Below are 20,490 nucleotides of genomic sequence, written 5' to 3' on the forward strand. Positions count from 1 at the left end.
GTACCGGCGAGGGCTTCCTGCCCGGCCGCCGCTACTTGCGGTTGTAGAGGCGCATCGTGACCGGGCCGAAGACCAGGAGGAACAGGCCCGCCCAGCCCAGCGTCCAGCCGATCTCGGCGCCGGGCCAGTCGCCCGCCATCAGCCCGCGCACCGCGGACGCCAGGTGGGTGATCGGGCTGTTGTTGACGAACACCTGCAACCAGCCCGGCATCGTCTTCGGGTCGACGAAGACGTTGGACAGGAAGGTGAGCGGGAAGATCACCATCATGCTGATGCTCATCACCGACTTCTCGGTGCGCAGCATCAGCCCGAACATCGTCCAGATCCACGAGAAGGCGAACGAGAACACCAGCAGCAGCGCGATCCCGGCGACCACCCCGCCGAAGCCGCCGTCCGGCCGGTAGCCGAGCAGGAGGCCCACGGCGAGCATCACGACGGACGCGATGGTGTACCGCAGAGCGTCACCGAGCAGATAGCCGACCATCGCCGAGGGCCGCCAGATGGGCAGCGTGCGGAAACGGTCGAAAACGCCCTTCTCGATGTCGACGTTCACCGACACCCCGGTGTACATCGTGATCATCACGACCGACATCACGAGGATGCCGGGCAGCACGAACTGGATGTAGTCGCTCGGTGAACCCGCCAGCGCACCGCCGAAGAGGTACGTGAACATCAGCAGGTTCATGATCGGGAAGGCGGTGACGTCGAAGAGCTGTTCCGGTACGTGCTTGATCTTGAGGATCGCGCGCCATCCGAAGGTCAGGGACGCGGACAGGGCGCTGGGCCGTGGCGGGCGTTCCTTGGCGACCAGCAGGGCCGCCAGCGACTCGGTGCTGACCGGGGAGAGCTCCTTGCCCTCGGTACTCGTGGCCGTGCTCATGCCGCCACCTCGTCCTTCGCGTCGGGGCCGGTACCGGTGTCGTCGCCGTTGCCGGTGCTCCGGCCGGTGTCGTGCCCGGTCAGCGCCAGGAAGACCTCGTCGAGGCTGGGCTGTCCCAGGGAGAAGTTGTCGACGACGACGCCGGCCCGGGCCAGCTCGCCGAGCGCCTTGGCGGCCTGGTCGGCCGCGGTGTCGTCGGCCGCGGCCCCCAGGCGGGCGGTCAGCGCCACCGGGTCGTGCTCCAGCTGGACCTCGGCGACCAGCAGGTCCCGCAGCACGCGTTCGGCCTCCGGTCGCTGGTCGGCGTCGCGCAGCCGCAGATGGACGGAGCCGGCGCCGACGGACGCCTTCAGCTCGCCCTTGGTGCCCTCGGCGATCACCCTGCCCTTGTCGATCACCGCGATCCGGGACGCCAGCTGGTCGGCCTCGTCCAGGTACTGCGTGGTCAGCAGCACGGTCGTGCCCTGGGCGACGACCGCGCGCACGATGTCCCACACCTGGTTGCGGCTGCGCGGGTCGAGGCCGGTCGTCGGCTCGTCGAGGAAGAGCAGATCGGGGGTGTTGAGGATGGAGGCGGCGATGTCGATGCGTCGGCGCATACCGCCGGAGTAGTGCTTGACCTGCTTCGCCGCCGCGTCCGTCAGCCCGAAAGCCGCCAGCAGCTGGTCGCCCCGCTCTCGCGCGGCCGTCTTGCCGTGCCCGAGGAGGCGGCCCAGCAGTATCAGGTTCTCGGTGCCGGTGAGGTCCTCGTCCACGGACGCGTACTGCCCGGTGAGGCTCACGCGGCTGCGCACCTCGTCCGCCTCGCGCACGACGTCGTGGCCGAAGACGCGGGCATGGCCGCCGTCCGGCCGCAGCAGGGTGGCGAGCATCTTGACCGTGGTGGTCTTGCCGGCGCCGTTCGGGCCGAGGACGCCGTAGACCGTGCCGGCGGGCACCGCGAGGTCCACCCCGTCCACGGCCCGGGTCTCGCCGAACGTCTTCACCAGCCCCGCGGTCTCGATCGCGAGTCCGGACGTGTGCGTGCTCATTGGTGGTCCTTCCGCGTTCTTGGGCTACGCATGGGAAGACCTTTACCGTCGCGCAAACTCATCGGTCGCGCACAGGGTTTTTCCGTCGGACGGTCCAAAAGACGGAGTACCCCCCGGTCCGGGGGGGAGTACCCCCAGGCCGGGGACGGAGTACGGCCCCTCCCGGGACGGAGTGGCCCGGTTCCGGAGACCGAGGACTTCCCGTATCGGGAGGCGGACGGGGGGAGCTACGGCCGGCGACCCGGGTGGAGGGGCCCGACCAGGGGTGGAGGAGTAGCGTCGACTTCATGCATGCGATCACGATTTCCGAACCCGGAGGCCCCGAGGCGCTGGTCTGGGCCGAGGTCCCCGACCCGGTGCCCGGCGAGGGCGAGGTCCTGGTCGAGGTGACGGCCAGCGCCGTCAACCGCGCCGACATCATGCAGCGCCAGGGCTTCTACGATCCCCCGCCCGGTGCCTCCCCCTACCCCGGCCTGGAGTGCTCGGGGCGCGTCGCCGCCCTCGGTCCGGGCGTGTCCGGCTGGTCCGTCGGCGACGAGGTGTGCGCGCTGCTCGGAGGCGGCGGTTACGCCGAGAAGGTCGCCGTTCCGGCCGGTCAGCTGCTGCCGGTTCCGGAGGGCATCGACGTCCGGCGGGCGGCGGCACTGCCCGAGGTGGTCTGCACCGTCTGGTCGAACGTCTTCATGGTCTCCCACCTGCGCCCCGGCGAGACGCTGCTCGTGCACGGCGGTTCCAGCGGCATCGGCACCATGGCGATCCAGCTCGCCAAGGCCGTCGGTGCGAAGGTCGCCGTGACGGCGGGCACCAAGGAGAAGCTGGAGCGCTGCGCCGAACTGGGCGCCGACATCCTGATCAACTACCGCGAGCAGGACTTCGTCGCCGAGGTGAGGGAGGCGACGGGCGGCACGGGCGCCGACGTCATCCTCGACAACATGGGCGCCAAGTACCTGGACCGCAACGTCCAGGCCCTCGCCGTCAACGGCCGGCTCGCGATCATCGGCATGCAGGGCGGCCGGAAGGGCGAGCTGGACATCGGCAGGCTTCTGGCCAAGCGCGCGGCCGTCAGCGCGACATCGCTGCGCGCCCGCCCGTCGACGGAGAAGGCGGCGATCGTGGCGGCGGTGCGCGAACACGTCTGGCCGTTGCTCGCCGGGGGCCACGTCCGTCCGGTCGTCGACCGCGAACTCCCGATGAGCGATGCCGGCGCCGCCCACCGGGTCGTGGAGGAGAGCGGGCACATCGGCAAGGTGCTGCTGCTCACCTCGTAGCGGAGGTGTGTCAGCCCCTTCGCAGGCGGAGACCTACGAAGGCCAGGCCCAGGCCGAGACCGATCAGGACCAGCCCGCTGCCCAGGGGCAGGACCCGCAGTACGGGCTCGGTGGCGTCCTCGGCGCGCGTGCTCGCCCCCGACGGGGTGCGGGACAAGGACGGGGAGGGCATCAGAGCGGCCTCCCCGGGAGACACGGCGGCGTCCGGATTGCCGAGGATGCCGTCACCGCGGTCGCCGTCCGCCCTGTGACCGGCGTTCTCGTCCGCGCCGCCCTCCGCCCGCTCCCGTCCCTCGGGCCGCCCGGGCCGCTGCCGCCCCTCGCCGGGCCGGCTCCCCGCCCGGGAGGGCTCCGGGTCGGCTGCCGGGGCGCCGGACGCCGAAGCCGAGGCAGTGGAAGGGACGGAAGAGGAGGAAGCGGAGGGGGAGGAAGCGGAGGGCGTCGCGGAGTCACGCGGCGGGCTGCCCGCCGGGCCGGGTTCCTTGGTGGCCGTCGGGGCGGCCGGCCCGGCATCCGGGCTGTCGGGGCCGTCGTGACCGTCCTCGTGGCGGGGGCGCTCGTGACCGCCCCGCCCGTCGTGACCGCCGGAGACGTCCGGGTCGGCGGCCACCTTCCGTACCGGAGCGGGCGCCGGCGCGGAAGAAGACGGGGCCGTGGCGGCCCTCGCCGTCGCGGACCCGGCGCCGTACGCCACCCCCGTCCCGCACGGTGACATCCCGCACGGTGACATCAGCGCGCCCACCCCCAGAACCCCCGCCAGTCCCGTCGCTCGCAGTGTGCGCAGCCATGGAGTCACGGCCGTGACCCCCTCCCGGTGATAACCAGTCGCGGAAATCGACGGAACAAGCCTCACACCTGCCCGCCATACCGGCATTCCGGACGCGGCCGAACGGGATGGATCACGTTTCTCCGGGGGCACCACCCTGTCGGGGTGCACGCGTACGAGAGAATGGCGGCATGGAGATGCCGAGGAACGACAGGTCGCCGGAGAACCCTCAGATCCTGGTCGTCGGCCAGGACGGAATGGCGCTGGGCGGCGGCGGGGACGACGACTCCCGCGAGACTCCGGTGACGGAGCAGGTGGAACAGCCTGCCAAGGTCATGCGGATCGGCAGCATGATCAAGCAGCTGCTGGAGGAGGTGCGCGTCGCGCCCCTGGACGAGGCGAGCCGGGCCCGGCTCAAGGAGATCCACTCCAGCTCGGTGAAGGAGCTGGAGGACGGTCTGGCCCCGGAGCTGGTCGAGGAGCTGGAGCGGCTCTCCCTGCCCTTCACGGACGACGTCACCCCGACCGACGCCGAACTGCGGATCGCGCAGGCCCAGCTGGTCGGCTGGCTGGAGGGCCTGTTCCACGGCATCCAGACCACGCTGTTCGCCCAGCAGATGGCCGCGCGGGCCCAGCTGGAGCAGATGCGCCGCGCTCTCCCGCCGGGCGCCGGGCCGGACGAGGAGGAGCCGCCCCACCTGGGCGGCCGCACCGGCGGTCCCTACCTGTAGGAGACCCCTGATTCCAGGGGCGACCACCCACCGACAGTACGAAGGGCCCGGCAGCACCCGCTGCCGGGCCCTTCGTCATGCGTGACGCGTGATGAGCCACGCGTGTGCGTGAGACGTCACGCGGCAGGCGTCATGCGCCGGGGCGGATCAGGCCGACGGCGGATTGCCCGTCGAGACCTTGAGCTGGATCGTCGGCATGTCGTCCTCGTCGACGTCCGTACCGGCCGTCGGGAACTGGTCCCGGACCGAGCCCTCGCCGTACGTGTTCTCGTCGACCTCCACGACCTCCATCGGCCAGCCGGCGGCCTGGAAGCACTCCTTGACCGAGCCGATGTACTTGAACGTGAAGTCAGGCACCTGGATCTGGTCGGGGTCGTTGTCCGACTCCTTCGGCTCCGTGCACTTGTCCTTCTCGATCGTCTTCGTCTTGTCCGGCCCGCGGTAGCCCGCGGGCTTCTCCGACGCCGAGGCACTGGCGGTGCTCTCCCCGCCCTTGGGGTCGTCGCCGCTGTCCATCGTCAGCGCACCGATCAGACCGCCGACCGCCAGGACGGAGACCACGATCGAGCCGATGATCACCATCTTGTTGCTCTTGCCGCCCCCCGGTGAGCCGGACCCCGCGGTGGCGGGCGCGAGATTGTACGGCGGCGGCGTGGACGCGCCCTGGTACTGCGGCTGCGGCTGCTGCGCGTACGGCGACGGGGCCGGAGCCTGGTAGGCGCCCTGCTGCGGGTAGCCGTACGCGGGCGAGTGCGCGGCGGGCGCCGGGGTGCCGTAGGGATTCGGGCCCTGGTTCGGCGTCGGCTGGTACGGCGTCTGGACGGGGCCCGTCGGCGCCGGTGTGCCCTGGTCGACCGGCGGGAACACCGCGGAGCCGACGCCCGCGCCGCTCGACGTGTGCGTGCCGGGCACGATGCTCGGCGGGGCCGCCCGGAAGGAGGCCGCCACGCGCAGGCACTCGTCCCGCATGGCCTCGGAGCTGGGGAAACGCTCGTTGGGGTTCTTCTTCAGCGCGCGGGCCACGAGCGCGTCCACGGCCGGCGGCAGGGCGCGGTTGACGGAGGAGGGCGCCACCGGCTCCTCCTGCACGTGCGCGTACGCGATGGCCAGCGGCGAGTCCGCCTCGAACGGCAGGCGTCCGGTGACCAGTTGGAACAGCATGATGCCGACCGAGTACAGGTCGGAGCGGGCGTCCACACCGCGGCCGAGGGCCTGTTCCGGCGAGAGGTACTGCGGGGTGCCGACGACCATGCCGGTCTGCGTCATCGAGGTCACGCCGGACTGCATGGCGCGGGCGATGCCGAAGTCCATCACCTTGATCACGCCGCGCTTGGTCATCATCACGTTGCCCGGCTTGATGTCCCGGTGGACCAGGCCCATCTCGTGGCTGATCTCCAGGGCGGCCAGCACGTCCGCGGTGATCTTCAGCGCCTTGTCGGCGGGCATCGCGCCCTGCTGCCGGACGTCGTCGTCGAGCACGGAGCCGAGCGGCCGGCCCTCGACGTACTCCATGACGATGTACGGCGTCGTCATGCCGCCCAGATCGTCCTCGCCGGTGTCGAAGACCGAGACGATGTTGGTGTGCGTGAGTTTGGCCACTGCCTGGGCCTCACGGCGGAAGCGCTCACGGAAGGCCTGTTCCCGGCCCAGCTCGGTGTGCAAAGTCTTGACCGCGACCTGGCGGTCCAGCACCGAGTCGTACGCCAGGTGCACGGAGGCCATGCCGCCCTCGCCGAGCAAGTCGCGCAGCTGGTAGCGGCCGCCGGCGAGCGCCCGCCCCGCGTACCGGCCCTGTCCGGCGTCCTGGCTCATGTCTCTTTGTCCCCCGTAGGCGCCGCGACGCCGGTGGCGGCGGCGCGCTCGCTCGCGTCTGCGATCGTGATCGAAAGTGCTATTCCCGGCCAAGTCTGCCCCAGGGCACTGACACGTCAAGCGTGGTGCCCGTTCCGTGACCGTACGCGAAGGAAGCGTCGCGGAAGCGTTACAGCGGGCGTACCGCCGGTTCACGGAATTTGCACGACAGTACGGAACCAGGGTTTCATGACCGGTCCGTCTCGAAGCCGTTCCCGGCGCTCATCTCGGACCGGAGGCCGGCGCGGAGGCTGTAGCGTGGCCGACGGAGACCGTGACAACACCGCGCGCACCGCGGGCAGAAACGACGGCGAGGACTGATGGCACAGCAGCAGCGCGCCCAGGGCCCGTCCGAACCCGAGGCGACTGGCGGCGGTATGTCTGACGCGCCGGAGGCCTGGGGCAACGGCGGCCTGGTCGGCGACGGCCGGTACCGGCTGACCCGCAGGCTCGGGCGGGGCGGCATGGCCGAGGTGTTCGCCGCCGAGGACGTCCGCCTGGGACGCACCGTGGCGGTCAAGCTGCTGCGCGCCGACCTCGCCGAGGACCCGGTCTCCAAGGCGCGCTTCACGCGTGAGGCACAGTCGGTGGCCGGCCTCAACCACCACGCCATCGTGGCCGTGTACGACTCCGGCGAGGACTTCGTCGGCGGCCAGTCGGTGCCGTACATCGTGATGGAGATCGTCGAGGGCCGCACCATCCGCGACCTCCTCCTCAACGCCGAGGCCCCCGGCCCGGAGCAGGCGCTGATCATCGTCTCCGGTGTCCTGGAGGCCCTCGCCTACTCCCACCAGCACGGCATCGTGCACCGCGACATCAAGCCCGCCAACGTCATCATCACGGACAACGGCGCGGTGAAGGTGATGGACTTCGGCATCGCCCGCGCCCTGCACGGCGCCCAGTCGACGATGACGCAGACCGGCATGGTCATGGGCACCCCGCAGTACCTCTCCCCGGAGCAGGCCCTCGGCAAGGCCGTCGACCACCGTTCCGACCTGTACGCGACGGGCTGCCTGCTCTACGAACTCCTCGCGCTGCGCCCGCCGTTCACCGGCGAGACCCCGCTGTCGGTGGTCTACCAGCACGTCCAGGACATCCCGACGCCGCCGTCCGAGGTCTCCGACGCCACCCCGCCGGAGCTCGACGGCCTGGTGATGCGCTCGCTGGCCAAGGAGCCCGACGACCGTTTCCAGACCGCCGAGGAGATGCGCGGGCTGGTCCAGTACGGGCTGCAGATGCTGTACGAGCAGGGCGGCCACACCGGCACCTGGAACACCGGCCCGGTCGCCGCGCACGACGGCCGGCACACTCCCGCGGCCGGCCTCGCGGGCACCTCGGTGCTGCCGCACCAGGAGCACGGCCCGGGCACCGCGCAGATCCCCCAGCCGATCCTGCCGAACGGGTACGGCGGGGGCTACGGCGACGACGGCGGTTTCGAGGGCAACGGCAACAAGGGCGGCGGGCGCGGCAAGCTGTGGATCCTGGCCGTTCTCGCGGTGATCGCCATCGCCGCGGGCGTCGCACTGGCGATGAACGGCGGAGACGGTGAGAAGGGCGGTGGCGGTCCGACGACCAGCCCGTCGCCGACCACCTCGCAGAGCACCGACGACGCGTCGCCCAGTTCGTCGCCCAGCGACGAGACGACGCAGGAGACCACCGACCCGGGCACGGAGCAGGGCAACGGCGGCGGAGGCACGGGCGGCGGGGACTGGGAACAGCCCTACACGCCGTCGTACACGCCGTCGGAGACCGCGACGGACGATCCGACGGGCGACCCGACGGGCGACCCGACCACGGACCCGACGGGTGATCCGACCACGGATCCGACCACGGATCCGACCACGGACCCGACGGGCGGCAGCGACGGCGGCGCGACCGGCGATCCGACGGGTGGCACCGACGGTGGCGCGACCGGCGATCCGGGCCTGCCGGGCGGCGTGGGGGGCTGACCCCGGACCGAGCAAGTCATCACGCGCGCGTGCGACCCGGAAACGGGTCCACGCGCGCGTCGCGTTCCGGATGCCGTTCCCGGACGCCGTTTCCGGACGTCACAGCGTGCCGGTGGGGCCGTCCGTGAAGTGCACCGTTCCGAAGCGCGGCTCGATCCGCAGGTAGACCGGCTCGAACGGCTCGCCGTCCACCTGGCGCGGCACGGGGCCGAACCGCTCGATCTCGCCGGCGCTCGGTTCGTGGGTCTCGCACCGGCCGACGACCTGCACGGTCCACAGGCGCTCCCCGGGCCGGGCGGAGCCCAGGTTGTCCGCGCCGTACGCGAGGACGCTCCCGGCGCACGCCTGGTGGTAACCGCAGCTCCTGGGCATGCGCAGCAGGACCCGGCCGTCGGCCACGATGTGCCGCGCGAAGGCGAGGAAGGGCAGGGCGCGCATGCTGGTGGCCGCCCGGCCGTAGGCGGTGCGGCCGAGCAGGCCGACGGCGAGCTGTTCGTCGGAGGGCATGGCCTTACTGTGCGGGAGCGCAGGGCGACGGAGACAGAGTCGCCCGCCCCGGCATGAGGGGACGTAAGTCCCGGATAAGCGAGCCCGCTCGGTGGCCCGCTCCCCGGCCCGTTCCCCCTTCCTCAGCGGTTCTCGGCCTGTAGCCGTGCCACGAAGGCGGCGGCCTGCGAGCGTCGCTGCATACCGAGTTTGGCCAGCAGACTCGACACGTAGTTCTTGATCGTTTTCTCGGCCAGGTGCAGCCGCTCGCCGATCGCGCGGTTGGTCAGTCCCTCGCCGATCAGATCGAGGATGCGCCGCTCCTGCTCGGTCAGCCGGGCGAGCCGGTCGTCGGACCGCGTGCCGCCGTCCCGCAGCCGCTCCAGCACGCGCGTGGTGGCCGCCGGGTCCAGCAGGGACTTCCCCTCGGCCACCTCCCGTACGGCGCTCAGCAGCTCGGCGCCCCGGATGTCCTTGAGGACGTAGCCCGAGGCGCCCGCCATGATCGCGTCGAAGAGGGCCTCGTCGTCGGCGAAGGAGGTCAGCATGAGGCAGCGGACGGACTCGTCCCGGGAGCGGATCTCGCGGCACACCTCGACGCCGCTGCCGTCCGGCAGCCGGACGTCGAGCACCGCCACGTCCGGACGGGTGGCCGGGACGCGGGCCAGCGCGTCGGCCGCCGTGCCGGCCTCGCCCACCACCTCGATGTCGGCCTCGCCCGCGAGCAGATCGTGCACCCCCCGGCGGACGACCTCGTGGTCGTCGAGGAGGAATACCCGGATTTTTCCGTCTTCGCGCACGCGCTCAGTGTCACACACCGACTCTTCCCGTGCCCGGGGTGGCCGGGATAACGTGCCGTTGTTCCGGCCCCCTGCGAGGCTGTGACCAGTAAAACTTCCAGTCTTCGCCGATTTACTTGGATATCCGAGTAAAAACGCAGGTCAGGAGGGGTTTCACAGAAATGTGGAGCACTGGGTAACGTGCTGTTCGCAGGGCGCTCGCCGGGGCACCTGTCACGCCTGTTCCCGACCGGGCCGCACCCACCCTTGTGCGACCGCCGGGCCGCAGGTGAGCCGCACTGGCTTCCGGCGAACCCGGGGGCCGGACCGACGGAGGAGCACACGTGACCGAGAGCACTGCCGCGCGCCAGCCGCGACGCAGCGCCGGAAGCAAGGCGACCGGTACCACCGGCACCAAGACCGGCACCACAGCCGCCAAGGCCGGCGCCAAGACCGCCGCCAAGTCCGCCGCCAAGACCGCGGCCAAGTCCGGTACCACCGGCACCCCCGGCGCCAAGCGCACCACCCGCACCACCCGCGCCGCCGCTGCCGGGAAGGGCTCCGAGACGGAGCTCGTGCAGCTGCTGACGCCCGAGGGCGAACGCGTCGGGACCGCCAGGAACTCGGCCTACGCCGAGTACGCCGGGTACGTCGCCGACATCACCCCCGACGAGCTGCGCGGCCTGTACCGCGACATGGTGCTCACCCGGCGCTTCGACGCCGAGGCCACCGCCCTGCAGCGCCAGGGCGAGCTGGGCCTGTGGGCCTCGCTGCTGGGGCAGGAGGCCGCCCAGATCGGCTCCGGCCGGGCCACCCGTGAGGACGACTACGTCTTCCCGACCTACCGCGAGCACGGCGTCGCCTGGTGCCGCGGGGTGGACCCGACCAACCTCCTGGGCATGTTCCGCGGCGTGAACAACGGCGGCTGGGACCCCAACAGCAACAACTTCCACCTGTACACGATCGTCATCGGCTCGCAGGCGCTGCACGCCACGGGCTACGCGATGGGCATCACCAAGGACGGCGCGGACTCCGCCGTGATCGCCTACTTCGGCGACGGCGCCTCCAGCCAGGGCGACGTCAGCGAGGCGTTCAACTTCGCCGCCGTCTACAACGCCCCCGTGGTGTTCTTCTGCCAGAACAACCAGTGGGCGATCTCCGAGTCCAACGAGAAGCAGACCCGGGTGCCGCTCTACCAGCGCGCCCAGGGCTTCGGCTTCCCCGGCGTCCGCGTCGACGGCAACGACGCGCTGGCCTGCCTCGCGGTCACCCGGTGGGCGCTGGAGCGGGCGCGGCGCGGTGAGGGCCCGGCGCTGATCGAGGCGTACACGTACCGCATGGGCGCCCACACCACCTCGGACGACCCCTCCCGGTACCGGCACGACGACGAGCGCGCCTCCTGGGAGGCGAAGGACCCGATCCTGCGCCTTCGCCGCTTCCTGGAGTCCGCAAACCACGCGGACGAGGGATTCTTCGGGGAACTGGAGGCGGAGAGCGAGGCGTTGGGCAAGCGAGTACGCGAAGTGGTCCGTGCCATGCCGGACCCGGACCGTTTCGCCATCTTCGAGAACGTGTACGCGGACGGGCACGCGCTCGTCGACGAGGAGCGAGCCCAGTTCGCCGCCTATCAGGCGTCGTTCGCAGAGGCAGAGGGGGTCTGACATGGCTGCGGAAAAGATGGCGCTGGCCAAGGCGATCAACGAGTCGCTGCGCCGCGCGCTGGAGTCGGACCCGAAGGTCCTGATCATGGGTGAGGACGTCGGCAAGCTCGGCGGCGTCTTCCGGGTCACCGACGGTCTGCACAAGGACTTCGGCGAGGACCGGGTCATCGACACCCCGCTCGCCGAGTCCGGCATCGTCGGCACCGCCATCGGTCTCGCCCTGCGCGGCTACCGGCCGGTGGTGGAGATCCAGTTCGACGGCTTCGTCTTCCCGGCCTACGACCAGATCGTCACCCAGCTGGCGAAGATGCACGCCCGCTCGCTGGGCAAGGTCAAGATGCCGGTCGTCATCCGTATCCCCTACGGCGGCGGCATCGGCGCGGTCGAGCACCACTCCGAGTCCCCCGAGGCGCTCTTCGCGCACGTGGCGGGCCTGAAGGTGGTCTCCCCGTCGAATTCGGCGGACGCGTACTGGATGATGCAGCAGGCCATCCAGAGCGACGACCCGGTGATCTACTTCGAGCCCAAGCGGCGTTACTGGGACAAGGGCGAGGTGAACACGGAGGCGATCCCCGGCCCGCTGCACACCGCGCGCGTGGTGCGTGAGGGCACCGACCTCACGCTGGCCGCGTACGGCCCGATGGTGAAGCTCTGCCAGGAGGTCGCCGACGCGGCGGCCGAGGAGGGCCGCTCGCTGGAGGTGGTGGACCTGCGGTCCATCTCCCCGGTCGACTTCGACACGATCCAGGCGTCGGTGGAGAAGACCCGCCGCCTGGTCGTGGTCCACGAGGCACCGGTGTTCCTGGGCTCGGGCGCGGAGATCGCGGCCCGGATCACGGAGCGCTGCTTCTACCACTTGGAGGCCCCGGTGCTGAGGGTAGGCGGCTACCACGCGCCGTACCCGCCGGCGCGTCTGGAGGAGGAGTACCTGCCCGACCTGGACCGGGTGCTGGATGCCGTCGACCGCTCGCTGGCGTACTGAGGAGAGGGCCGTGACGACGATGACCGAAGGGTCCGTACGCGAGTTCAAGATGCCCGACGTGGGCGAGGGACTCACCGAGGCCGAGATCCTCAAGTGGTACGTTCAGCCCGGTGACACGGTCACCGACGGCCAGGTGGTGTGCGAGGTCGAGACGGCGAAGGCCGCCGTCGAACTGCCCATCCCCTACGACGGCGTGGTCCGCGAGCTGCGCTTTCCCGAGGGCGCCACGGTCGACGTGGGTACGTCGATCATCGCGGTGGCCGTCGGCGACGGAGCCGCCGCCGCGGAACCGGCGCAGGCACCCGTCGAGGAGGACACGGCGGGCGCACGGGCCGTGACCGAGGCGTCGGAGAAGGCGTCGGAGAAGGCGCCGGAGGAGAAGAAGCCGGAGGGCCGCCAGCCGGTCCTGGTCGGGTACGGGGTGTCCACCTCCGCGACCCGCCGCCGCCCGCGCAAGGGCGTGGATGCCCAGGTTCCGGCCCCGGAGGCGTCGGCGGCCTCGGCCGCGATCCAGTCCGAGATGAACGGTCATGGGCCGGCCCCGGCGGCGGGGGCGCGCCCGCTGGCCAAGCCCCCGGTGCGCAAGCTGGCCAAGGACCTCGGCGTCGACCTGGCCACGGTCACCCCGACCGGCCCGGACGGCGTCATCACACGCGAGGACGTGCACGCGGCGGTGGCCCCGGCGCGGCAGGCCCCGGAGCCCGGGTCGGCACCCGCCGCCGTGGCCCCCGCGGCCCCGTCCCCCGCCCCGGTGTCGTACGACGCGGCGCGTGAGACCCGTATCCCGGTCAAGGGTGTCCGCAAGGCGACGGCTGCGGCGATGGTCGGCTCGGCGTTCACGGCGCCGCACGTCACCGAGTTCGTCACGGTCGACGTGACCCGCACGATGAAGCTGGTCGAGGAGCTGAAGCAGGACAAGGAGTTCACGGGCCTGCGGGTGAACCCGCTCCTGCTGATCGCCAAGGCCCTGCTGGTCGCGATCAAGCGCAACCCGGACGTCAACGCCTCCTGGGACGAGGCGGCGCAGGAGATCGTGGTCAAGCACTACGTCAACCTGGGCATCGCCGCGGCGACACCGCGAGGCCTGATCGTCCCGAACATCAAGGACGCCCACGCCAAGACGCTGCCGCAGCTGGCGGGGTCCCTGGGTGAGCTGGTGTCGACGGCCCGGGAGGGCAAGACCTCCCCGGCCGCGATGCAGGCGGGCACGGTGACCATCACCAACGTCGGAGTCTTCGGCGTCGACACGGGCACGCCGATCCTCAACCCCGGCGAGTCCGCGATCCTCGCGGTCGGCGCGATCAAGCTCCAGCCGTGGGTGCACAAGGGCAAGGTGAAGCCGCGTCAGGTGACCACCCTCGCCCTGAGCTTCGACCACCGCCTGGTCGACGGCGAGCTGGGCTCCAAGGTCCTCGCCGACGTGGCGGCGGTCCTGGAGCAGCCCAAGCGACTGCTCACCTGGGCGTAACGCCCCGGGTCACGAGAGACGGAGCCGCGCGTCCCGCATCGGGACGCGCGGCTCCGTCGTTCCCGTGCCGGTGCGGGGCGCACGGTTTCTTCGAGGACGGCTCCCGCAGGGGCCGCTGACCGGCCGGTCTCAGGAAGCCCGCCCCGTGCGCAGCGCGTTGAGCAGGGCCGCACCGCGTTCCGCGTCGTCGACGCTCACCGCGAAGTCCGTACGGCTGCCCCGTCGGCGTATGACCAGGCACTCCCCGGCGCGCAGCATCACCGTCGTGCCCAGGCCGCTGACGCGGTAGCCCCAGCCGCCGACCTGGGCGGGCTCGCGGATCTCGGAGCGTGCCGTGTCGATGTCGTCGGGCGCCCAGCGCCGGGCGGGCCAGCCGAAGGGGCCGAAGGAAACCTCCAGGCCACGCTCCGAGACGCGCGCCTGCACCGAGGAGCACAGGGCGCAGGCGAGGGACACGGCGGCGCAGCCGGCGAACAGCGCCCACAGCGTGCCGGGGGAGGCCAGGCCGACGATCAGGGCGATCAGCGCGGCCGCGGCCACCAGGCCGGCCACGGCCGCCAGCAGCTGGAGCCAGGGGTTGGCGGTCCGGGAGAACCACGCCAGTCGCCGGCCCTTCGGGAGGCTGAGCGCGGGGGTGTCGCCGCCGGGTGTCGTGCTGTCGGCCGAGGCGCTCGTCCGCCGGGTGACGACCAGCCACGCCGCCACTCCCGCGATCGGGGCCAGTACGAGGGTCGCGACGACCCACGCGGTCGGCTGACTGGCCTGGTGCCAGTCGGCGCGGTCCAGGTTGGACCGGACGACGGCGGCCTGCGCGCCGGCCAGGACGATGCCGGTGGGGAGCAGGGTCGCGGTGACCCAGGGACGTGCCGCCGGACCGGCCCGCATTATCGGGACGGTGACCACCGCCGCCGTCACCAGCCAGATCAGTGCCGGAACGACCGAGGCCGCCCACAGGGGCATCGAGCCGTCCGGGGTGCTTCCGTCCAGGTTCCAGTGGGTCGCCAGCCGGTCCGGCAGCCGCTCCCGCGCCACGAACGGCAGCCCGGCGAGTACGGCCGTGACACCGACCGTCCACACCGCGACCGTCGTCCGAACCGCCACAGTCCTGTCTCTCACGGCATCCCCCTGATCATGTCGATGACATCGGTCCTGCTGTAGCCCAGCCGTGCGGCCTCGGCGACCAGCTCCCGTACGCGGATCTGCAGTCCGGAGTGCGGTCGGGCGCCCTCGGCCACGGTCACTCCCCGGCCCCGGCGGAACTCCAGCAGGCCCTCGTCCCGCAGGCCGCGAAGGCCGCGCAGCACGGTGTTGACGTTGACGTCCAGGGCCTCGGAGAGGTCGCGCGCCGAGGGGAGACGGTCCCCGGGGGCGCACTCCCCCTCGGCGATGGCACGTCGGATGGCGCCGGCGACCTGCTCGTGCAGGGGGCGGGTGTCGTTCTTGTCCAGACTCAGCAGCATGGTGCTAATGAAGCTATCACCATGTGTTCCATCGGTCCAAAGGGCCGGGCAGGGAGAACGGGCCCGTCGCGGCGGCGACGGGCCCGTGGCGAGGCGGGAGGGGCGGGGATCAGCTCGGCCCGGCGAAGCCGTGGTTCATGAGCTTCGTCGCGTCCTTGGCGCGCTGGGCCGAGGACGAGGAGGTCAGTACCGTGCCGATGACGGTCCTGCCCTTGCGGGTCGCGGCGAAGACCAGGCAGTACTTGGCCTCCGGGCCCGACCCGGTCTTCACGCCGATCGCGCCGCTGTAACTGCCGAGCAGCGTGTTGGTGTTGGTCCAGGGCGCCATGGTGCGGGTGCCGCCCTTCTTGGTGACCGTCCTCGCCGTGTACTTCCTCGTCTTCACGATCGTGCGGAAGGTGGAGCTCTTCATCGCGCTGCTCGCGAGCTTCGTCAGATCGCGCGGTGTGGAGTGGTTCTTTCCGTTGCCGATGCCGTCGAACGAGTCGAAGCGCGTGTTCTTCATGCCGAGGCTCTTGGCGGTGGAGTTCATCCTGCCGATGAACGACTTCACCCGGGCCGCCCGCGTCCTGCCCGTGCCGAACCTGTCGGCCAGCGCGTACGCGGCGTCGCAGCCCGACGGCAGCATCAGCCCGTACAGCAGCTGGCGGACCGTCACCTCGTCGCCGACGATCAGGCGTGCGGAGGAGGCGTTCTTCGACACGATGTAGTCGCTGTACGCCATCTGGATCGTGACCTTGGCGTCCAGGTTCAGCTTGGGCTGGGAGAGCACGACCTTGGCGGTCATGATCTTGGTGGTGGAGCCGGTGGCGCGCTTGGTGTCCGCGGCCTTGGTGTAGAGCGACCTGCCGTTCGCGTTGTCCATCAGGAAGCCGCCCTTGGCGACGACCGAGGGCGCCGCGGCGGCCCGCGCGGGCGCGGGTGCGATGGCGGGTGCGAGTGCGGGTGCGGCGGCGTGCGCGGGTGTGGTGGTGAGGGCTCCGGTCGCGAGTACGGCGCCGCCGGTCAGCGCGGCGACGGCGGCTCTGCGGAGGCGGGTGCCCTGAATGGCGTCTATCACGTCGAGTACCCCGGTTTCGGTGAATTGCCCTGCGGCGCGGCCGAGTTGCGGTCGATGCGGTGCCGGCCGCGCCCGTGCGACTTGTGAATAGCACGGGCGGCGGGGCGGTGGCCGGGGGCGGATCACCGCGTCCCCCTGATGAGTGGCCGCACGTCCGCATGCTGGACCGGGATCTTCTTGCGTCCCTGTTGTATCTATCCTGTCGCCATGACCACGGCAGTGAGGCAACCCCCAGCGGCGGACCGCGTCTACACCCACGTCAAGCAGGGCGTCCTCGAGCGCCACTACGAGGGCGGGACCCTGCTCACCGAGGGCGAGCTCGCCGAGGCCGTGGGCGTCTCCCGCACGCCGGTGCGCGAGGCGCTGCTCCGGCTGGAGGCCGAGGGGCTGATCCGGCTCTACCCGAAGAAGGGCGCGCTGGTCCTGCCCGTCTCCGCGCAGGAGATCGCGGACGTGGTGGAGACCCGGCTGCTGGTCGAGGAGCACGCGGCGCGCAAGGCCGTACCCGCCCCGCCCGCCCTCGTGGAGCGGCTGGCGGAGTTGCTGGACCGGCAGAAGGAGCAGGCCGCCGCCGGCGACTTCGCCGCCGCCTCCGTCACCGACCGCTGCTTCCACGCCGAGATCGTCCGCAGCGGCGGCAACGAGATCCTCTCCCGCCTCTACGACCAGCTCCGCGACCGCCAGCTGCGCATGGGCGTCGCCGTCATGCACTCCCACCCCGACCGGATCGCCAAGACCCTCGCCGAGCACGAGGAGATCCTCGAAGCGCTGCGTGCCGGGGACGCGGAGGCGGCCGTCGGTGTGGTCCACCGGCACGTGGGCTGGTTCTCGCACCTGGCCCGGGGGGAGGTCCGATGAGTTCGGTCACGTCGGCCGGGAAGACGCTGCCCGGAGATCCACCGGGCGGCCGGCGCGCGATCGCCGTCTGGAGCGTCGGCGTCTCCGTCTACTTCGTCGCCGTCATCTTCCGTACGTCCCTGGGTGTGGCCGGCCTCGACGCCGCCGACCGCTTCCACGTCAACGCCTCCGCCCTGTCCACCTTCTCCATCCTCCAGCTGCTGGTCTACGCCGGTATGCAGATACCCGTCGGCCTGCTGGTCGACCGGCTCGGCACGAAGAAGGTGCTGGGCATCGGCGTCGTGCTGTTCACGGTGGGGCAGCTGGGCTTCGCCTTCTCCCCGTCGTACGGCATGGCGCTCGCCTCGCGGGCGCTGCTCGGCTGCGGGGACGCGATGACGTTCATCAGCGTGCTGCGGCTGGGCACCCGCTGGTTCCCGGCCCGGCGCGGGCCGATGGTCGCCCAGCTCGCCGGGCTGGTCGGCATGGCGGGCAACCTGGTCTCCACCCTCGTCCTGGCCCGGTTGCTGCACGGCATCGGGTGGACGGCGGCGTTCGCGGGCAGCGCGCTGGCGGGCGTGGTCGTCCTCGTCCTGCTGCTGCTCTTCCTGAAGGACCACCCCGAGGGGCACGAGCCGGAGCCGCTGGGGCACCAGGGAGCCGCGTACGTACGGCGGCAGATCGCCATGTCGTGGCGGGAGCCGGGGACGCGGCTCGGGCTGTGGGTGCACTTCACCACCCAGTTCCCGGCGATGGTGTTCCTGCTGCTGTGGGGGATGCCGTTCCTGGTCGAGGCGCAGGGCCTGTCCCGGGCCACGGCCGGCGGGCTGCTCACCCTCGTCGTGCTGTCCAACATGACGGTCGGCCTGGTCTACGGCCAGATCATCGCCCGGCACCACGCGGCCCGCCTGCCGCTGGCGCTGGGCACGGTGGGCGCGACGGCGCTCCTGTGGGCGGCGACGCTCGCCTACCCGGCCGACCACGCGCCGATGTGGCTGCTCGTCGTGTTGTGCGCGGTGCTGGGCGCGTGCGGTCCGGCGTCGATGATCGGCTTCGACTTCGCGCGGCCGGCGAATCCGCCGGAGCGGCAGGGGACGGCGTCCGGGATCACGAACATGGGGGGCTTCGTGGCGTCGATGACCACGCTGTTCGCGGTCGGGGTGCTGCTGGACGCGACCGGGGACGACTACTCGGTGGCCTTCTCGTCGGTGTTCGTGCTCCAGGCGGTCGGGGTGTCGCAGATCCTGCGGCTGCGCAAGCGGGCGGTCCGCCGGGAGCGGGAGCGGCTGGTGGCGAGCCGGGTGGAGACGGTGCACGTGCCTGTGTAGGCACCCGGCGTGGGTGCCGGCCGGGCTGGGGGCCTGCCGCCCCCAGACCCCCGCTTCGGCCTGGACGGCCTCGTCCTCAAACGCCGGACGGGCTGAGGATACTCACCGGCGTCACTGAGTGACCGTGAAGTTGCGCAGGATCGCCGTCGTCAGGTCCTGGTCGCCCTCCGTCTTGACGCGGTCCGCCGCCGCGGCCGGGGTCACGCGGCCGCAGGCCAGGCGGACGTAGGTCTCCCAGTCGAGGGTGAGGGTGGCGGCGGGGCCGAGGGCGGGAGCCGTCTCCAGGGTGCCGCGGCCCTGGATGTCGACGCGGATCGTGCGCAGGAACTCGACCGGGCCGTGGACGTCGAAGACGACGGCGGAGCTGCGTGGCGCCTGGGCGCGCTCGGCGACGACACCCGGCAGTTCGGCGAGCAGCACGTCACGGGCGACGTGCGCGCCGGGGGAGTCGAGGTTGCCGGGACGGCCGAGGGTCGCGCGCAGGTCCTGCTCGTGCGCCCACACGTCGAAGGCGTGCCGGCGCATCGCCTCCTCCAGGGTCAGCTCGGTGCCGAGCGGTCCGCGCACCTTCGTGCCGGGGTCGCGCGACTCGTTCCGCAGCTGGCGGTTGCGCCGGATGATCATGTACTCCAGCTCGGACGTCATCTCCGGCGCCGTGTGGTGGCGGCGGACGTCGACCTGCATCTCCATGTAGCGCTGGTGGTCGTTGGTGACGTGGAAGAGGTCGCGCGGGAGCGTGTGGATGGGGCGCGGGTCGCCGAGCATCTCGGAGTCCAGTCCCATCACGTGGGAGACGACGTCGCGCACCGACCAGCCCGGGCAGGGGGTGCGGCGGTTCCACTCTGCCTCCACAAGCGGCTGGACCAGCTCGGTTATCGCCTCGATGGAGTGAGTCCAGGCGTCGGCGTAGGGCTGGAGGGTGGGATGCAGACTCACGGAACGGGACCCCTCGGGCGGTCGGTACACGGGCGGTTGTTTCGGCGGCGGTGCCTGTGGGAGGTGGCGGCGGTCAGTGGGCGTGTTGAGACGCTAAGTTACGCTGCTGTGCGGTACCCCGGCAGTGCTTTCGTGTGACGATCGTAGGCCGTGTGGACACCCTTGGGGACGGCCCGAATGGCAGGACGGTGGTAGCGTGCGCGCCTCTTTGATCCAAATCGCCGTGAATGCGGATGAATCCGTGGAAGCGCGCCGTCGGCGGGCGGCGTCGTCGGTACGGGAGCAGGCGGGCGTCGCCGATCTCGTCGTGCTGCCGGAGCTGTGGACCACGGGCGCGTTCGCCTTCGAGGAGTTCGGCGCGGCGGCCGAGCCGGTCGAGGGCCCGACGTACGAGGCGATGGCGAAGGCGGCGAGCGACGCGGGCGTGTGGCTGCACGCGGGATCCGTCCCCGAGCGCTCCCCGGACGGCCGGCTCTACAACACCTCTCTCGTCTTCTCCCCCTCCGGTGACCTGGCCGCCGCCTACCGCAAGATCCACCGGTTCGGCTTCGACAAGGGCGAGGCCGTGCTGATGGGCGCGGGGAGCGAGCTGGTGACGGTCCGCCTGCCCGGGACGACCCTTGGTGTGGCGACCTGCTACGACCTCCGTTTCCCCGAACTCTTCCGCGGTCTCGTCGACGCCGGTGCCGAGACGCTCGTCGTCCCGGCGGGCTGGCCGGAGCGCCGCCGGTCCCACTGGACGCTCCTGGCACAGGCACGGGCGGTGGAGAACCAGGCGTTCGTCCTCGCGTGTGGAACGGCCGGGACGCACGCCGGAGTTCCGCAGGCCGGTCACTCGATCGTGGTCGGTCCGTGGGGGGAGGTGCTGGCGGAGGCCGGCGCGGGTGAGGAGGTCCTCACGGTGGAGTTCGACCCGGCGAAGGTGGCGCGGACCCGCGAGCAGTTCCCGGCCCTGAAGGACCGGGTGCTGGGACTGGAGACGCCGCGGCGGTAGCCGGATCCGGAGCAGGGGAGGGC

The 20,490-nt window shown here is 71.6% G+C and carries 19 protein-coding genes; 9 read left to right on the forward strand and 10 right to left on the reverse strand.

Annotation, left to right across the window (positions count from 1 at the left end; genetic code table 11):
• Positions 1-31 precede the first annotated feature (31 nt).
• A complete protein-coding gene (locus ACH4NX_RS24840; protein WP_351387451.1) occupies positions 32-880 on the reverse strand; it encodes an ABC transporter permease in 849 nt (282 codons plus the stop codon).
• Entirely contained in the window at positions 877-1,911 is a 1,035-nt protein-coding gene (locus tag ACH4NX_RS24845) for an ATP-binding cassette domain-containing protein (protein WP_398128754.1), read from the reverse strand. Before ACH4NX_RS24845 ends, ACH4NX_RS24840 begins: the two co-directional genes overlap by 4 nt.
• Before the next feature lie 287 nt (positions 1,912-2,198).
• On the opposite strand from ACH4NX_RS24845, the gene ACH4NX_RS24850 reads away from it, so the two are divergent.
• Complete coding sequence (locus ACH4NX_RS24850; RefSeq protein WP_398128753.1) at positions 2,199-3,179, forward strand: NAD(P)H-quinone oxidoreductase; 981 nt, start codon at positions 2,199-2,201, stop codon at positions 3,177-3,179.
• A gap of 10 nt (positions 3,180-3,189) precedes the next feature.
• On the opposite strand, the gene ACH4NX_RS24855 is transcribed toward ACH4NX_RS24850, so the two are convergent.
• Positions 3,190-3,789 carry a hypothetical protein gene (locus tag ACH4NX_RS24855; RefSeq protein ID WP_398128752.1) on the reverse strand — a complete coding sequence of 200 codons (600 nt, stop codon included), beginning with the start codon at positions 3,787-3,789 and terminating at the stop codon, positions 3,190-3,192.
• 347 nt (positions 3,790-4,136) lie between these two features.
• Here ACH4NX_RS24855 and ACH4NX_RS24860 point away from each other — a divergent pair, with 347 nt between their 5' ends.
• On the forward strand, positions 4,137-4,676 hold the full coding sequence (locus tag ACH4NX_RS24860; RefSeq protein WP_351387443.1) for a bacterial proteasome activator family protein: 540 nt from the start codon (positions 4,137-4,139) through the stop codon (positions 4,674-4,676).
• A gap of 147 nt (positions 4,677-4,823) precedes the next feature.
• On the opposite strand, the gene ACH4NX_RS24865 is transcribed toward ACH4NX_RS24860, so the two are convergent.
• Entirely contained in the window at positions 4,824-6,488 is a 1,665-nt protein-coding gene (locus ACH4NX_RS24865) for a protein kinase (RefSeq protein WP_351387440.1), read from the reverse strand.
• A 359-nt stretch (positions 6,489-6,847) separates the two neighbouring features.
• Between ACH4NX_RS24865 and ACH4NX_RS24870 the strand changes: the two genes are divergently transcribed.
• A complete protein-coding gene (locus ACH4NX_RS24870) occupies positions 6,848-8,476 on the forward strand; it encodes a protein kinase (RefSeq protein ID WP_351387438.1) in 1,629 nt (542 codons plus the stop codon).
• Positions 8,477-8,575: 99 nt separating this feature from the next.
• Here the strand turns inward: ACH4NX_RS24870 and ACH4NX_RS24875 are convergent, their stop codons facing one another.
• Both ACH4NX_RS24875 and ACH4NX_RS24880 read right to left on the reverse strand, forming a co-directional pair.
• On the reverse strand, positions 8,576-8,983 hold the full coding sequence (locus ACH4NX_RS24875; RefSeq protein ID WP_351387435.1) for a pyridoxamine 5'-phosphate oxidase family protein: 408 nt from the start codon (positions 8,981-8,983) through the stop codon (positions 8,576-8,578).
• Between the two features lie 122 nt (positions 8,984-9,105).
• Positions 9,106-9,762, reverse strand: a complete 657-nt coding sequence (locus ACH4NX_RS24880; protein ID WP_351387433.1) for a response regulator transcription factor — start codon at positions 9,760-9,762, stop codon at positions 9,106-9,108.
• A 323-nt stretch (positions 9,763-10,085) separates the two neighbouring features.
• On the opposite strand from ACH4NX_RS24880, the gene pdhA reads away from it, so the two are divergent.
• From pdhA to ACH4NX_RS24895, 3 genes are read left to right on the forward strand one after another with little or no spacing between them, the layout of a single operon-like run.
• Positions 10,086-11,402, forward strand: coding sequence for a pyruvate dehydrogenase (acetyl-transferring) E1 component subunit alpha (pdhA, locus tag ACH4NX_RS24885; protein WP_398128751.1), 1,317 nt, complete (start codon positions 10,086-10,088; stop codon positions 11,400-11,402).
• A 1-nt stretch (position 11,403) separates the two neighbouring features.
• Positions 11,404-12,384, forward strand: a complete 981-nt coding sequence (locus tag ACH4NX_RS24890) for an alpha-ketoacid dehydrogenase subunit beta (protein WP_351387427.1) — start codon at positions 11,404-11,406, stop codon at positions 12,382-12,384.
• A gap of 10 nt (positions 12,385-12,394) precedes the next feature.
• Positions 12,395-13,852, forward strand: a complete 1,458-nt coding sequence (locus tag ACH4NX_RS24895; protein WP_398128750.1) for a dihydrolipoamide acetyltransferase family protein — start codon at positions 12,395-12,397, stop codon at positions 13,850-13,852.
• 129 nt (positions 13,853-13,981) lie between these two features.
• Here ACH4NX_RS24895 and ACH4NX_RS24900 read toward each other — a convergent pair whose 3' ends face one another.
• From ACH4NX_RS24900 to ACH4NX_RS24910, 3 genes are all read right to left on the reverse strand, one after another.
• Positions 13,982-14,968 carry a DUF1648 domain-containing protein gene (locus tag ACH4NX_RS24900; RefSeq protein WP_398128749.1) on the reverse strand — a complete coding sequence of 329 codons (987 nt, stop codon included), beginning with the start codon at positions 14,966-14,968 and terminating at the stop codon, positions 13,982-13,984.
• Positions 14,965-15,312 carry a GntR family transcriptional regulator gene (locus tag ACH4NX_RS24905; RefSeq protein WP_279564367.1) on the reverse strand — a complete coding sequence of 116 codons (348 nt, stop codon included), beginning with the start codon at positions 15,310-15,312 and terminating at the stop codon, positions 14,965-14,967. The genes ACH4NX_RS24900 and ACH4NX_RS24905 overlap by 4 nt, the downstream gene beginning before the upstream one ends.
• A gap of 109 nt (positions 15,313-15,421) precedes the next feature.
• Entirely contained in the window at positions 15,422-16,372 is a 951-nt protein-coding gene (locus ACH4NX_RS24910) for a D-alanyl-D-alanine carboxypeptidase family protein (protein ID WP_398128748.1), read from the reverse strand.
• A gap of 207 nt (positions 16,373-16,579) precedes the next feature.
• On the opposite strand from ACH4NX_RS24910, the gene ACH4NX_RS24915 reads away from it, so the two are divergent.
• Together ACH4NX_RS24915 and ACH4NX_RS24920 are read left to right on the forward strand one after the other, a co-directional pair.
• The gene (locus tag ACH4NX_RS24915) at positions 16,580-17,230 is read left to right on the forward strand and encodes a GntR family transcriptional regulator (protein WP_279564365.1); all 651 of its coding nucleotides are present in this window, start codon (positions 16,580-16,582) and stop codon (positions 17,228-17,230) included.
• Positions 17,227-18,537 (forward strand): nitrate/nitrite transporter, encoded by a 1,311-nt coding sequence (locus ACH4NX_RS24920; protein WP_398128747.1) that lies wholly within the window; start codon positions 17,227-17,229, stop codon positions 18,535-18,537. The genes ACH4NX_RS24915 and ACH4NX_RS24920 overlap by 4 nt, the downstream gene beginning before the upstream one ends.
• Positions 18,538-18,648: 111 nt before the next feature.
• Here the strand turns inward: ACH4NX_RS24920 and ACH4NX_RS24925 are convergent, their stop codons facing one another.
• Positions 18,649-19,473 (reverse strand): maleylpyruvate isomerase family mycothiol-dependent enzyme, encoded by an 825-nt coding sequence (locus ACH4NX_RS24925; protein WP_351387410.1) that lies wholly within the window; start codon positions 19,471-19,473, stop codon positions 18,649-18,651.
• Between the two features lie 196 nt (positions 19,474-19,669).
• Between ACH4NX_RS24925 and ACH4NX_RS24930 the strand changes: the two genes are divergently transcribed.
• On the forward strand, positions 19,670-20,467 hold the full coding sequence (locus ACH4NX_RS24930) for a carbon-nitrogen family hydrolase (protein WP_351387407.1): 798 nt from the start codon (positions 19,670-19,672) through the stop codon (positions 20,465-20,467).
• Positions 20,468-20,490 lie beyond the last annotated feature (23 nt).

Origin of the sequence: Streptomyces sp. NPDC017225, from assembly GCF_044331465.1 — a bacterium.
Lineage (GTDB): Bacteria > Actinomycetota > Actinomycetes > Streptomycetales > Streptomycetaceae > Streptomyces.

Bases quoted from the DNA above. Each gene is read 5' to 3' on its own strand.
- ACH4NX_RS24840 (WP_351387451.1), bottom strand. From the start codon at position 880: ATGAGCACGGCCACGAGTACCGAGGGCAAGGAGCTCTCCCCGGTCAGC.
- ACH4NX_RS24845 (WP_398128754.1), bottom strand. From the start codon at position 1,911: ATGAGCACGCACACGTCCGGACTCGCGATCGAGACCGCGGGGCTGGTG.
- ACH4NX_RS24850 (WP_398128753.1), top strand. From the start codon at position 2,199: ATGCATGCGATCACGATTTCCGAACCCGGAGGCCCCGAGGCGCTGGTC.
- ACH4NX_RS24860 (WP_351387443.1), top strand. From the start codon at position 4,137: ATGGAGATGCCGAGGAACGACAGGTCGCCGGAGAACCCTCAGATCCTG.
- ACH4NX_RS24865 (WP_351387440.1), bottom strand. From the start codon at position 6,488: ATGAGCCAGGACGCCGGACAGGGCCGGTACGCGGGGCGGGCGCTCGCC.
- ACH4NX_RS24870 (WP_351387438.1), top strand. From the start codon at position 6,848: ATGGCACAGCAGCAGCGCGCCCAGGGCCCGTCCGAACCCGAGGCGACT.
- ACH4NX_RS24875 (WP_351387435.1), bottom strand. From the start codon at position 8,983: ATGCCCTCCGACGAACAGCTCGCCGTCGGCCTGCTCGGCCGCACCGCC.
- ACH4NX_RS24890 (WP_351387427.1), top strand. From the start codon at position 11,404: ATGGCTGCGGAAAAGATGGCGCTGGCCAAGGCGATCAACGAGTCGCTG.
- ACH4NX_RS24905 (WP_279564367.1), bottom strand. From the start codon at position 15,312: ATGCTGCTGAGTCTGGACAAGAACGACACCCGCCCCCTGCACGAGCAG.
- ACH4NX_RS24915 (WP_279564365.1), top strand. From the start codon at position 16,580: ATGACCACGGCAGTGAGGCAACCCCCAGCGGCGGACCGCGTCTACACC.
- ACH4NX_RS24920 (WP_398128747.1), top strand. From the start codon at position 17,227: ATGAGTTCGGTCACGTCGGCCGGGAAGACGCTGCCCGGAGATCCACCG.